At 71.2% G+C, this 12,732-nt stretch carries 11 protein-coding genes; 5 read left to right on the top strand and 6 right to left on the bottom strand.

Features of this window, described 5'->3' with window-relative positions:
- Nucleotides 1-83: 83 nt before the first annotated feature.
- Complete coding sequence (locus Q0R63_RS03270; RefSeq protein ID WP_295693920.1) at nt 84-842, bottom strand: C40 family peptidase; 759 nt, start codon at nt 840-842, stop codon at nt 84-86.
- A gap of 41 nt (nt 843-883) precedes the next feature.
- On the opposite strand from Q0R63_RS03270, the gene Q0R63_RS03265 reads away from it, so the two are divergent.
- The 4 genes from Q0R63_RS03265 (at nt 884) to Q0R63_RS03250 (ending at nt 5,292) form a co-directional block, all read left to right on the top strand.
- Nucleotides 884-1,723 (top strand): serine hydrolase, encoded by an 840-nt coding sequence (locus Q0R63_RS03265; protein ID WP_295693917.1) that lies wholly within the window; start codon nt 884-886, stop codon nt 1,721-1,723.
- A 172-nt stretch (nt 1,724-1,895) separates the two neighbouring features.
- On the top strand, nt 1,896-3,521 hold the full coding sequence (locus tag Q0R63_RS03260) for a circularly permuted type 2 ATP-grasp protein (protein WP_295693927.1): 1,626 nt from the start codon (nt 1,896-1,898) through the stop codon (nt 3,519-3,521).
- Nucleotides 3,515-4,450 carry an alpha-E domain-containing protein gene (locus tag Q0R63_RS03255; RefSeq protein WP_295693914.1) on the top strand — a complete coding sequence of 312 codons (936 nt, stop codon included), beginning with the start codon at nt 3,515-3,517 and terminating at the stop codon, nt 4,448-4,450. The genes Q0R63_RS03260 and Q0R63_RS03255 overlap by 7 nt, the downstream gene beginning before the upstream one ends.
- Nucleotides 4,447-5,292, top strand: a complete 846-nt coding sequence (locus Q0R63_RS03250) for a transglutaminase family protein (RefSeq protein WP_295693911.1) — start codon at nt 4,447-4,449, stop codon at nt 5,290-5,292. The genes Q0R63_RS03255 and Q0R63_RS03250 overlap by 4 nt, the downstream gene beginning before the upstream one ends.
- Before the next feature lie 23 nt (nt 5,293-5,315).
- Here the strand turns inward: Q0R63_RS03250 and Q0R63_RS03245 are convergent, their stop codons facing one another.
- The 3 genes from Q0R63_RS03245 to Q0R63_RS03235 all read right to left on the bottom strand — a co-directional run bounded on the left by Q0R63_RS03245 (nt 5,316) and on the right by Q0R63_RS03235 (nt 8,708).
- Complete coding sequence (locus tag Q0R63_RS03245; protein ID WP_295693908.1) at nt 5,316-5,984, bottom strand: MBL fold metallo-hydrolase; 669 nt, start codon at nt 5,982-5,984, stop codon at nt 5,316-5,318.
- A gap of 27 nt (nt 5,985-6,011) precedes the next feature.
- Entirely contained in the window at nt 6,012-6,749 is a 738-nt protein-coding gene (locus tag Q0R63_RS03240) for a maleylpyruvate isomerase family mycothiol-dependent enzyme (RefSeq protein WP_295693905.1), read from the bottom strand.
- Between the two features lie 105 nt (nt 6,750-6,854).
- Entirely contained in the window at nt 6,855-8,708 is a 1,854-nt protein-coding gene (locus Q0R63_RS03235; RefSeq protein WP_295693902.1) for a glycoside hydrolase family 15 protein, read from the bottom strand.
- Between the two features lie 115 nt (nt 8,709-8,823).
- On the opposite strand from Q0R63_RS03235, the gene uvrA reads away from it, so the two are divergent.
- Nucleotides 8,824-11,919, top strand: a complete 3,096-nt coding sequence (gene uvrA, locus Q0R63_RS03230) for an excinuclease ABC subunit UvrA (RefSeq protein WP_295693898.1) — start codon at nt 8,824-8,826, stop codon at nt 11,917-11,919.
- 69 nt (nt 11,920-11,988) lie between these two features.
- On the opposite strand, the gene Q0R63_RS03225 is transcribed toward uvrA, so the two are convergent.
- Together Q0R63_RS03225 and Q0R63_RS03220 are read right to left on the bottom strand one after the other, a co-directional pair.
- Complete coding sequence (locus Q0R63_RS03225; protein ID WP_295693896.1) at nt 11,989-12,279, bottom strand: putative quinol monooxygenase; 291 nt, start codon at nt 12,277-12,279, stop codon at nt 11,989-11,991.
- Nucleotides 12,280-12,408: 129 nt separating this feature from the next.
- Entirely contained in the window at nt 12,409-12,603 is a 195-nt protein-coding gene (locus tag Q0R63_RS03220) for a hypothetical protein (protein WP_295693893.1), read from the bottom strand.
- Nucleotides 12,604-12,732: the final 129 nt, after the last annotated feature.

Here is a 12,732-nt window from a genome sequence, read left to right as displayed (position 1 = left end):
GGTCAACGCTCCCCGCCAGGTGTGGACCGGGCTGTCGCCGCGGCTGCCGATGCGGGTGAACCGCGTCCGGCGCCGTATGCCGGTCAGTCGCCGAGGGCGATCCGGCCGGCGCCGCTGAGGGTCGCCAGGCGCCTCTCGTCGAGGGGTTCCTCGGCGATGCCGTGACCGGTCTCGGGGGCATGGACCATGTGGCCGGGTTCAGTGACGATGCCGACGTGGTGGGCGAAGTCGGCGCCGGGGTTGGTGAAGAAGTAGAGGTCGCCGGGGCGCACCTCGTCGAGGGGCACCGGCGCGAGGGCGTCCTGTTGGTCGTCGGCGTCGCGCGGTAGCACCTGGCCGAGCTGACGCATGGACCAGTGCACGAGCCCGGAGCAGTCGAGGCCGGCGGCCGTCGTGCCGCCCCAGAGGTAGGGGAGCCCGAGGTGGCGACGGGCGAGGTCGAGCAGCGGGTGGTCGGCGTCAGGAGCCGGGACAGCCTCGGGCGCCGGGAGCAGCGACCTGTCGCGCGAGCCGTCGTCCGGGGTCAGGTGCGACCGCCGCACCCAGCCGAGGTAGCCCTGGGGATCGAGCTGGCTCGGCTGCCAGGGCGCGAGGACCTCGACCCAGCCGTCGTCGCGGTCGGCGGTCCCGCGGACGATGGCGGGCTCGCCGGCCACGAGCTGGGTGTGCAGGCGTCCGTGCAGCCCGAGCCGTCCGTCGCCCTGCTCGTCGTCGTCGGGGTGCTCGTCCAGGGTGGCCAGCCACGTCTCCAGATCGGGGTGGTCCGCGACGGCGAGCGCGTCGACCGGGCGCGGACTCCCGGGGGCGACCCAGAGGTTGGCGACCGGGACGACCACGCGCATCAACACCCCACCATCCAAGCACGGGCGGCATACTGGCGCCGATGCGACCCGCGACCCTCGGCCCCGATCCCGCCCCGCTGCCGCCCGAGACCGTCGAGCGGCTCACCACCATCCTCGGGCGGGCACCGGGCCGGATCAGCTGCGCCGTCCACCTCGACGACGGTCGACGATTCGCCCTCGACGCCGAGCGCATCCACGCCTCGGCCAGCACCATCAAGGTGCCCATCCTCGTCGCCGCGCTGCGGGCCTGCCAGGAGGGCCGGCTCACTCTCGACGCGCCCCTGCCCCTGCCGCCTGCCCCAGACCGCGTCGGGGGCGGCGGTGCGCTCCAGCTGCTCCCCTCCCTCGCCACGCTGCCGCTACGCGAGATCCTCATCCTGATGATCGCCCTCAGCGACAACGTCGCGACGAACGGCGTCATCGGCCTGCTGGGCTCCCCGGCCGTGGCCGACCTGCTCGCCGAGGTGCCGACACGGCATACGCGGCTGCGGCGCACGATGATGGACCTCGCCGCCATCGCCCGCGGCGAGAACAACGAGACCTGCGCGGCCGACCTCGTCGCGATCGTCGTGGCGCTGCAGGAAGGACGGTTGCTCGACGCGGAGCACACCGCCCTCGCCCTCGAGATCCTGCGCACCCAGCAGTTCCTCGAGGGACTCCCCGCCTACCTCCCGGACAGCATCGCCGTGGCCTCCAAGACGGGGTCGCTCTTCGGGATGCGTGGAGACGTCGCGCTGTTCGAGCGGGCGGGTCGCTGGGCCGTCGTCGCGGTGCTCGCGAGCGACCTCGGGGAGAGCGACGGGCCGAGCGCAGTGGACCGGGGGACGGCGGTGCTGCCGGTCTTCGCCGCGGTCGGAGAGAGCGTCGCGGCGCTGCTCTGAGGCTCACGGGCCCGCGGGGGAAACATCCGCGCGGACCCGGACACCGTTCCACCCTCGTGTCGACATGACACCGAAACACAGGACTCATAGTCTTCGGTCCGTGAGCGCGCCCTTCGATGTCTACGCCAGGACTCAGGACATCGAGCCGTCGCCCGACGTGCCCTACGACGAGATGTTCGGTCGGTCGGGGGTGCGGCCGGGCTACGAGCTGGTCGGCGAGCAGTTCGAGCAGATCGGCAGCGAAGAGCTGCGCACCCGTGCCGAGTCCCTCTCCACCGCCTACCTCGACCAGGGCGTCACCTTCGACATCGGGGGCGTCGAGCGTCCCTTCCCGCTCGACATCATGCCCCGGCTCATCGAGCCCGAGGTCTGGTCGCCGATCGAGAAGGGCGTCGCCCAGCGGGTCCGGGCGCTCGAGCGCTTCCTCGACGACGTCTACGGCGAGGGTGCCGTCTTCGCCGACGGCGTCATCCCCCGTCAGGTCGTGCTCAGCTCGCCGCACTTCCACCGCGTGGTCCACGGCCTCAAGCCCCCGGGCGGGGTCCGCGTCCACGTCGCTGGGATCGACCTCATCCGTGACAACGAGGGCGTCTTCCGGGTCCTCGAGGACAACGTCCGGGTGCCGTCGGGTGTGTCCTACGTCATGACCAACCGCCGGGCCATGGCGACTGCCCTGCCCGAGGTCTTCGAGGACCACCGCATCCGTCCGGTGTCCCGCTATCCGCGGCAGCTGCTCGCGGCGCTGCGGGCGACCGCGCCGGCCGGGGTCGCCGACCCGACGGTCGTCGTGCTGACCCCCGGCGTCTACAACTCGGCCTACTTCGAGCATGCGCTGCTGGCCCGGCTGATGGGCATCGAGCTCGTCGAGGGGCGCGACCTCGTCTGCCAGGGCGGTCGGGTCATGATGCGGACGACGCGCGGGCTCGAGCCGGTGCACGTGATCTACCGCCGGGTCGACGACGAGTTCCTCGACCCGGTCCACTTCCGGTCCGACTCGCTGCTCGGTGTCGCGGGCCTGCTCAACGCGATGCGCGTCGGCAACGTCACGGTCGCCAACGCCGTCGGCAACGGCGTGGCCGACGACAAGCTGGTCTACACCTACGTGCCCGACCTCATCCGCTACTACCTGTCGGAGGAGCCGATCCTCCCCAACGTCGACACCTGGCGGATGGAGGAGCCGGCGCACCGTGAGGAGGTCATGGACCGGCTCGGCGAGCTCGTCCTCAAGCCGGTCGACGGGTCGGGCGGCAAGGGGATCGTGATCGGCCCGAGGGCGACCAGTGCCGAGCTTGCCGTGCTGCGTGCGCAGATCGAGTCCAACCCGCGGGGCTGGATCGCCCAGCCGGTGGTCCAGCTCTCCACCCACCCGACCCTCATCGACGGGGCCATGCGCCCGCGCCACGTCGACCTGCGCCCCTTCGCCGTCAACGACGGCCAGCAGGTCTGGGTGCTGCCCGGCGGCCTGACCCGGGTGGCCCTCCCGGAGGGTGAGCTCATCGTCAACTCGAGCCGCGGGGGCGGGTCGAAGGACACCTGGGTGCTGTCCCGGTCGGCGCTGCCGGGCAGCAGCGGTCCCGCGGTGCCCGAGCCGCCGACGACCCGGATCTCGCTCGCGGAGATCGCCGCCGCGCAGGATCCCGAGCCCGGTATGCCGCCGCCGGTCGAGCAGGAGCCTGACAACGCCGCCCCGGTGTGGCAGGAGCAGGAGCAGCAACAACAGCAGGTCCCGGGGTCGGGCGTTCAGAGCCAGAGCCAGGGCCACCAGAGCCAGAACCAGACAGGCGGGTCGTCGTGCTGAGCCGGATCGCCGAGTCGTTCTTCTGGATCGGCCGCTACCTCGAGCGGGCCGACGACACCGCGCGCATCCTGGACGTCCACCTCAGCACCCTCGTCGAGGACCCGTCCGTCGAGGAGTCGGCGGCCTGCACGACCATCCTGCAGGTGATGGGCGTCGAGTTCGAGGAGGACGAGGAGCCGGCGCGCTACGACAACGCCCTCGTCCTGCGGATGCTGGGTCACGACCCCGACTCGTCCAGCTCGATGCTCGCGGCCCTGGCCGGCGCGCGCGAGTCGGCGAGGCGGGCCCGCGAGACGGTGTCGGCCGACGTCTGGCAGGCCATCAACACCACGTGGCACTCCGTGAGCAGCGGGCAGCTCCAGGCGATGCGCCCGCACCTGGCATCCCGGCTCGTGTGCGAGCGGGTGGCGATGATCTCGGGGATGGCCGACGGCACGATGAGCCACGACGAGAGCTGGCAGTTCCTCGTGCTGGGGCGCAACATCGAGCGCGTCGACATGACGGCGCGGCTGCTGTCCAACGCGACTCTCTCCGCCGGTGCATCGACGGCGTGGTCGACGACGCTGCGCGCCTGCGGCGCCCACGAGGCGTTCATGCGCACCTACCGCGGCAAGCTCGCCCAGCGCGAAGCGGCGGAGTTCCTCCTCCTCGACCGGCTCTTCCCCCGCTCGATCATCCACGCCCTGACCCGGGCCGAGGCGTGCCTCGAGAGCCTCGAGCCCTCGGGAGGCCGCCCCCACGGGGCCGCGGGGCAGCTGCTCGGGCGGGCCCGGGCCGAGCTCGAGTACCGTCCGCTCTCCGACATCCTCGGCGACCTCGCCGGCGAGATGGAGCGCATCCAGGTGCGCTCGAGCCGCGCCAGCGAGGCCATCGCGGCCCGCTACTTCCCGACTCCGCTGGCCCTCAGCTGGCAGGCAGGCGTCTCATGAGCACGCGCCTCACGGTCACCCACCGCACCGGGTACGCCTACGAGAAGGGCGCGCTCACCTCCTACAACGAGGCGCGTCTCATCCCGCCGACGACGACCGAGCAGGCGGTGATGTACAGCCGGGTGGAGATCACCCCGAAGCCGTGGACCTACGACTACACCGACTACTGGGGCACCCACGTGACGGCGTTCGAGGTGCACGACCGGCATACCGAGCTCGTCGTCACCGCGTCCTCCACCGTCGAGATCGACCGACCGCCCCGCGTCGGGGCGCAGCTGTCCTGGGCGCAGCTGCACGCCGACGCCTCCTCGGCCGAGACCTGCGAGTTCCTCGAGCTGTCGCCCCGGGTCCTGCCTCCCGCCGACCTGCACGACAGGGTCGTGGCCATGGCTGCGGCCGCGGCGTCCCCCGCGGTGTTCGTCGACGAGGTCATGCACCTCATCCACGACGAGGTCGACTACGTCACGGGGTCGACCGACGTCGCCGGGCACGCGGCCGACGCGTGGCTCAAGCGGGCGGGGGTCTGCCAGGACATGGCCCACCTCGCGCTCGGCGCGCTGCGCGACGTGGGCATCCCGGCCCGTTACGTCTCGGGTTACGTCCTGCCCGGGTCCGACATCCCCGTCGGCGACACGGTGACGGGGGAGTCGCACGCCTGGGTCGAGTGGTGGGACGGCGCCTGGCTCGGCTTCGACCCGACCAACCTCCTCGTGCCCCGCGACCAGCACATCGAGGTCGCGCACGGTCGCGACTACGCCGACGTCGCCCCGCTGACCGGAGTCTTCACCGGCGGCTCGACGACCGGCATGTTCGTCGAGGTGGACATCACCCGGCTGCGCTGATTCGGCTTTCGGCGGCTGGGCACTCACCAGCCGCGGTCGTGCCACTCCTGCAGGTGCGGCCGCTCGGCGCCGAGGGTCGTGTCGTCGCCGTGCCCGGGGTAGACCCAGGTGTCGTCGTCGTAGACGTCGAAGACCCGTGTTGTCACGTCCTCGATGAGCGACGCGAAGCTCTGGCCGGGCAGCTTGGTGTTGCCCAGCCCACCGGGGAAGAGAGAGTCGCCGGTGAAGAGATGGGTATGCCCGTCGGGGTCGTGGTAGGCGAGGGCAACCGAGCCGGGGGTGTGGCCGCGCAGGTGCACGACGTCCAGGGTGATGTCGCCGAAGGTCACTGTGTCGCCCTGCCCGAGGCGCACGTCGACGGGCACCGGCAGGGCGTCGGCGTCGTCGGCACCGGCGGCGGTCCGGGCGCCCGTTGCCTCGACAACCTGCGGGAGGGCGCGATGGTGGTCCCAGTGCTGATGGGTCGTGACCACCGAGCTGAGGGTGCCGGTGCCCTCGGCGAGGAGGGCGAGCACCCGGTCGGGCGAGTCGGCGGCGTCGATCAGCAGCTGGTCGCCGGTCGCCGTGGACGTCAGCAGGTAGGCGTTGTTGTCCTGCTCCGACACGCTGGCCTTGCGGATGGTCAGAGCGGGCAGCACCCGCACCTCGCTCGGACCTCCGGGGGTGACGTGGCCGGCATACGGGTCGCTCATCTGGTCCTCTTCCTGTCGTCGTGCACCTCAGCCCCCGAAGCCCAGCGTAGGGAGGGTGCCGGTGTCGCTCGACACCCCCTCGGTGAGTCCGCGGGCGATCCACCCGAGCACCGCGGCCCGACCCCCGCCGATCACGTATGCCGGGTGGTCACCGGCCACGACCTCGTCGCCCTCGTCGGTGGTCACGGTGAACGAGGGACTCCCTGGCTGGCGCCCGACGCGCAGCACCTGATGGGCGAGCAGCGCGGCCTGAGTGGGGGGTTCGAGGTCGGCGAACCCAAAGCCGCAGTCGAGGTCGACGTGGTGGAAGGCGACCTCGCGCAGCCGCATGAAGGGCAGGCCGAGCGCCGGGACCGTGACGTGGTTACGGGCCTCGACCTCGACGCCCCCCAGCCGTCCGGCCGCCGCGACCAGGCGCTCCATCGCGTCGTCCCAGCGCGCTGCGCTCGCCTCGACGTCGAGCCGTTGGGCCTCCAGATCGCGCCCGGCCCCCGCCTCGATGTCGCCGTCGCGGGCCTCGGGACTGGCATTCATCGGGATCGGCCGCCCGGTCAGCGCCGCCTCGGCCAGGTTGCCGAGCGCGTCGGCGTTCCGGGCAACGTGGCTGAGGACGTGCCCACGGGTCCAGCCGATGCAGGGCGACGGGCCGGCGACGGCGGCCGGTTCCATCGTCGCCACGGTGGCGAGCAGGGCGGAGGTCTCCGCGCGCACGGCTGCCACGTCCAGCTCGAGGCTGCGTGGCTGCGTGGCTGCCCGTTGCGTCATGGCTCCCAACCTCGCGATCACACCTCGCCTTCTTGCTTCCGGCGTGCCCGAAAGTGGCGCTGCCAGCCCCTATTCGGGCACCCGGGGAGCAACATGCGGAGGGGCTCAGCCGGCGCCGCCTCGCGTCGTGACCCCGCTCAGCGCCTGCGCGGCCCGGATCAGCGTCAGGTGCGAGAACGCCTGCGGGAAGTTGCCGGCCATCCGGTTCGAGCCGGGGTCGTACTCCTCGGACAGCAGGCCGACGTCGTTGGCGATGCCGACGAGTCGGTCCATCAACGCGACGGCATCGTCCCGCCTTCCCACGAGCGCATAGGCCTCGACGAGCCAGAACGAGCAGGCCAGGAAGGGATGCTCGTCGCCGGAGAGGCCGTCCACCCCGCCCTGGGTCCGATAGCGCAGGAGGAAACCGTCCCGCATGAGGTCGGTCTCGATCGCGGCGATGGTGCCGAGGAAGCGGGGGTCGTCGGCCGGCAGGAACCCGGAGGCGGCGATGAGCAGCAGCGAGGCGTCGACCTCGTGGGTGTCGTAGTGCTGGACGAACGTGCCGCGCTCGGCGTCCCAGCCCCGGGCGAGGACCTCCGCGTGCACCGCGTCACGCACCTCCCGCCAGCGCTCGACGTCACCGTGCAGACCGTGCTTCTCGACCGCCGTGACCATCCGGTCGAAGGCGGCCCAGACCATGATCCGTGAGTGGGTGAACAGCCGTTGCGGCCCGCGGATCTCCCAGAGCCCGTTGTCCGGCTCCTGCCACCGGTCGGCGAGCTCGTCGACGAGCGCGCACTGGATCCGCCAGGACCGCTCCGACTCCTTCAGGCCGGCGTCGCGGCCAGAGGCGAGCGCGGTCATCACCTCGCCGAGGACGTCGGTCTGCCGCTGGGTGACGGCGCCGTTGCCGACCCGGACCGGCGTCGACCCGGCATACCCCGGGAGGTGGTCGAGGGTGCGTTCGGGCAGCTCGCGGCCGCCATCCACGGCATACATGATCTGGAGGTCCTCGGGGTCGCCCGCGACCGCCCGGATCAGCCAGCTGCGCCAGAGCGCGGTCTCGTCGACGAAGCCGTAGGCGCTGAGGGCGTCGAGGGTCAGCGAGGCGTCGCGCAGCCAGCAGAAGCGGTAGTCCCAGTTGCGCTCTCCGCCGAAGTCCTCGGGCAGGCTCGTCGTGGCCGCGGCGACGATGCCCCCGGTGGTGCTGTCGGTGAGCAGCCGCAGGACGAGCAGCGAGCGGAGCACGATGTCGCGGTAGGGGCCTTCGTAGGGGCAGCGGTCGGCCCACTCCTGCCACTGCTGCATCGTCGTCTCGACGGTCGAGTCGACGTCGAGACCGGTGGGCACCGTGAGGTGCGAGGGGAGCCACGTCGTCGAGAAGTCCAGCCGGTCACCCGCATGCACGTCGAACTCGTCGACGTGCATGCCGTCCTTCGCCGAGGGGAGCCGGTCGCCGCGCAGCACGAGCATGTCGGGCCCGGCCACCGCGGTGATCAGCCGGTCACCGTGGCCACCCGGCCCGTCCTGCCGACTCACCCACGGGGTGACCTTGCCGTAGCCGAACCGCACGATCCACTCGTGCCGCAACCGCACGGTGCCCCACAGGCCCTCGACGATCCGCATGATGTCGGCCCGGTCGTCGCCGGTCGGCATGACGTCGATCACCCGGACGGCGCCGTCGGCGCTCTCGTGGGTCGTCTCGAGGACGAAGGTGTCGCCGAGGTAGCGCCGGGTCGTGGTCACCGGGCCGGCCGACGTGGCCGGCCCGAGGAGCCACCGCCCGTGCTTGCTCGTGCCGAGCAGCGCGGTGAAGCAGGAGGGGGAGTCGAAGCGGGGGAGGCAGAGGAAGTCGACCGAGCCGCCACGGCTGATGAGCGCGCACGACTGCATGTCGCCGATGACCGCGTAGTCGCTGATGGGGACGGTGTCACTGATCGGGACGACGTCGCTGACCGCACCGGCGTCGGGCGTCACTCCTGTCCCTCCCAGTGCCTCATGCCCCGACTGTATGCCGCGGGGCTGACACCCCCGGCAGGCCCCGGCACACGGTCGTTCGCCCCTGTCGGTGGCGGCGCTTAGGGTAGGTGCCGTGGCTGCCCGTCCCCCCCAGACCCCCCTGACCGCCCCCCACCGACACGACACGCTCGTCGTCCGTGGCGCGCGCGAGCACAACCTCAAGGACATCTCGATCGAGCTCCCGAGGGACAGCCTGATCGCCTTCACCGGCCTGTCCGGCTCGGGCAAGTCCTCCCTCGCGTTCGACACGATCTTCGCCGAGGGGCAGCGCCGCTACGTCGAGTCGCTGTCGGCCTATGCCCGGCAGTTCCTCGGGCAGATGGACAAGCCCGACGTCGACTTCATCGAGGGTCTGTCGCCCGCGGTCTCGATCGACCAGAAGTCGACCAACCGCAACCCGCGCTCGACCGTCGGGACGATCACCGAGGTCTACGACTACCTCCGGCTGCTCTTCGCCCGGGCGGGGCGGCCGCACTGCCCCGTGTGCGGGGAGCCGATCACCCGGCAGAGCCCCCAGCAGATCGTCGACCGGCTCCTCGAGCTGCCCGACCGCACCCGTTTCCAGGTCCTCGCGCCGGTCGTCAAGGGCCGCAAGGGGGAGTTCGTCGACCTCTTCGCCGAGCTCCAGACCAAGGGCTTTTCGCGCGCCCGGGTCGACGGCGAGGTGATCTCGCTGAGCGAGCCGCGCAAGCTGGAGAAGCAGATCAAGCACACGATCGACGTCGTCGTCGACCGCCTCGTCGCCAAGGGCGGCGACTCCGGGTCCAAGCGGCGGCTCACCGACTCCGTGGAGACCGCGCTCGGGCTGGCCAGCGGGGTCGTCCTCGTCGAGTTCGTCGACGTGGACCCCCACGACAAGCAGGACAAGGCCGCCGTCCGGGAGCGCCGCTTCTCGGAGAAGATGGCCTGCCCCAACGACCACCCGATCAGCATCGACGAGATCGAGCCGCGGTCGTTCTCCTTCAACGCCCCCTTCGGCGCCTGCCCCACGTGCACCGGCATCGGCACCGAGCTCGAGGTAGACCCCGAGCTGCTCGTCCCCGACGTCGACCTCTCGATCGCCCAGGGCGCCATCGCGCCATGGGCCCAGGGGTCCGGGTCGGCGGAGTACTTCGAGCGGGTCATCGCGGCACTCGCCGAAGACCTGAAGTTCTCGATGGACGCGCCGTGGGCCTCGCTGCCGGAGCGCGCCAAGGAGGCGCTGCTGCACGGCGAGAACTATCAGGTGCACGTGAAATATCGCAACCGCTACGGCCGCGACCGTTCCTACACCACGGGTTTCGAGGGGGTCGTGCCCTTCGTGAAGCGCCGGCACTCCGAGACCGACTCCGACTGGAGCCGGGAGCGCTACGAGGGCTACATGCGCCAAGTGCCCTGCCCGGTCTGCAAGGGGGCCCGGCTCAAGCCCGAGATCCTCGCCGTCCACGTCGGCGGCAAGAACATCTCGCAGATCTGCGCCCTCGCGATCAACGAGTGCGCCGAGTTCCTCGCTGAGGTCGACTTCTCCCCGCGGGAGCGCCAGATCGCCGAGCGGGTCATCAAGGAGATCGAGGCGAGGCTGGGGTTCCTCCTCGACGTGGGTCTCGACTACCTCTCGCTCGACCGCCCCGCCGGCACGCTCTCCGGCGGCGAGGCCCAGCGGATCCGGCTCGCCACCCAGATCGGGTCCGGTCTCGTGGGGGTCCTCTACGTCCTCGACGAGCCGAGCATCGGTCTGCACCAGCGCGACAACCACCGGCTCATCGAAACGCTGACCCGGCTGCGCGACCTCGGCAACACCCTCATCGTCGTCGAGCACGACGAGGACACCATCGCGATGGCCGACTGGGTCGTCGACATCGGCCCGGGCGCGGGGGAGCACGGGGGGCAGGTCGTCCACTGCGGCACCGTCCAGGGCCTGCTCGAGCACCCCGACTCCATCACGGGGCAATACCTGTCGGGCCGGCGCGAGATCACCATGCCCGCGGTCCGGCGCCCGCAGGACGGCCGGGAGGTCTCCGTCATCGGCGCCAAGGAGAACAACCTCGACGGCGTCGACGTCTCCTTCCCGCTCGGCAACCTCGTCGCGGTGACCGGGGTCTCCGGGTCAGGCAAGTCCACGCTGGTCAACGACATCCTCTACAACGTGCTGGCCAACAAGCTCAACGGCGCCCGCCACGTGCCCGGCCGGCACAAGACGGTGACCGGGCTCGAGCACCTCGACAAGGTCGTCCACGTCGACCAGGGCCCGATCGGCCGCACCCCGCGGTCCAACCCGGCCACCTACACCGGCGTGTTCGACGCGATGCGCAAGCTCTTCGCGACGACGACCGAGGCCAAGGTCCGGGGCTACCTGCCCGGCCGGTTCTCCTTCAACGTCAAGGGTGGTCGCTGCGACAACTGTTCCGGTGACGGCACCATCAAGATCGAGATGAACTTCCTGCCCGACGTCTACGTGCCCTGCGAGGTATGCCACGGGGCGCGTTACAACCGCGAGACCCTCGAGGTCCACTTCAAGGGCAAGACCATCGCCGACGTGCTCGACATGCCGATCGAGGAGGCCGCCGACTTCTTCCAGGCCGTGCCGGCGATCTCCCGCCACCTCTCGACCCTCAACGACGTCGGCCTCGGATACGTCCGGCTGGGTCAGCCGGCCCCCACCCTCTCCGGAGGCGAGGCGCAGCGCGTCAAGCTGGCCACCGAGCTGCAGAAGCGGTCGACCGGGCGCACGGTCTACGTCCTCGACGAACCCACGACCGGTCTCCACTTCGAGGACATCCGCAAGCTCCTCGAGGTGCTCCAGGGCCTGGTCGAGAAGGGCAACACGGTGATCGTCATCGAGCACAACCTCGACGTCATCAAGAGCGCCGACTGGGTCATCGACCTCGGGCCCGAGGGCGGGCGGCGCGGTGGTCAGGTGATCGCCGAGGGCACGCCGGAGGAGGTCGCCGCAGTGGCGGCGTCGTTCACCGGCCAGTTCCTCGGACCCATCCTGGCCAAGGCCGGGTCGAGGGTGCCGACCGTGCGGCCCAGCATGGGCCGGGCGACGAAGCAGACCGCCGCCGCTCGGGTCACGACCCAGACCACCGCCACGAAGGCGACCGCCACGAGGAAGTCGACGGTCACGAAGAAGGCGGTCGCGACGGCGAAGGCAGCCGCCAAGAAGGCGGCGACCCGCAGAAGCGCCTGACGGCTCAGCAGCGCCTGACGGCTCAGGAGCGCCCGTCAGCTAGACGGCCGTCAGCTAGACGGCCGACAGCTAGACGGCCGTCAGCGGGTGGATGGCCGGAGCGCCCGCCATCGCGTCTCCGGCGGCAGCGAAGGCGGCGGCGATGTGCGGCGACGCCATATGAGCGTCCAGCGCGGCCTGACTCGTCCACTCCTCGACGGTGACGAACGTGCCCGGAGTGGCCTGCGACTCGAACAGCTCGTACTTCAAGCACCCCTCCTCCTGCCGCGTGTGACCGACGAGCTCGGTCAACGCGGCCCGGACGACGGCCTCCGACCCGGGCTTGGCGGGGATGAGGGCGATGACGTTCAGATCACTCACGGGTTCGACTCCTGTGTCGGCGTTGACGGGGCAGCGTCGCTGATCTCACGACGCGGTGATGTTCAGGTTGCTCTGCCGCTCACGTTACCGATCGTGTCGAGCGGCCGGCGAGAGGGGTGGAAACGCGGCCTATAGCCAGTCGTTGTTCATGCTGGGGCACAGATGGCCGGTCATGCCGGATGTCCCGTGCGTGCCCGTGGTCGGGCCCAGCGGGGCGGCCGGGGCCTGGGCGAGGGCCGCGGAGGGGCCCAGCACGAGCAGGCCCCCGACGGTGAGGGCGAGAGCCAGCCGGGCGGCATACCGGGCGGGGTGCGAACGGCGCATGAGGTCACCTTCTCTTCGGGGGTGGGTCCACTATCTCACCGAGCGGCTCGGTCCGCTCAGGCCTGACTGCTGCGGCCAAAGGTGACCTCTCGCGAAACCTCGATGCGAGAGGTCAGGACTGGCCGCTCT

Source organism: Lapillicoccus sp., from assembly GCF_025353065.1.
In the GTDB taxonomy this organism is placed as follows: Bacteria; Actinomycetota; Actinomycetes; order Actinomycetales; family Dermatophilaceae; genus Lapillicoccus.
Note: the sequence above shows the minus strand (reverse complement) of the source record. Positions and strands in the feature narration are given on the sequence as shown.

What these genes read in the sequence shown, in the direction of transcription:
- Q0R63_RS03220 (WP_295693893.1), bottom strand. Translation starts at nt 12,603, where the DNA reads ATGCGCCGTTCGCACCCCGCCCGGTATGCCGCCCGGCTGGCTCTCGCC.
- Q0R63_RS03270 (WP_295693920.1), bottom strand. Translation starts at nt 842, where the DNA reads ATGCGCGTGGTCGTCCCGGTCGCCAACCTCTGGGTCGCCCCCGGGAGT.
- Q0R63_RS03265 (WP_295693917.1), top strand. Translation starts at nt 884, where the DNA reads ATGCGACCCGCGACCCTCGGCCCCGATCCCGCCCCGCTGCCGCCCGAG.
- Q0R63_RS03250 (WP_295693911.1), top strand. Translation starts at nt 4,447, where the DNA reads ATGAGCACGCGCCTCACGGTCACCCACCGCACCGGGTACGCCTACGAG.
- Q0R63_RS03240 (WP_295693905.1), bottom strand. Translation starts at nt 6,749, where the DNA reads ATGACGCAACGGGCAGCCACGCAGCCACGCAGCCTCGAGCTGGACGTG.
- Q0R63_RS03260 (WP_295693927.1), top strand. Translation starts at nt 1,896, where the DNA reads ATGTTCGGTCGGTCGGGGGTGCGGCCGGGCTACGAGCTGGTCGGCGAG.
- Q0R63_RS03245 (WP_295693908.1), bottom strand. Translation starts at nt 5,984, where the DNA reads ATGAGCGACCCGTATGCCGGCCACGTCACCCCCGGAGGTCCGAGCGAG.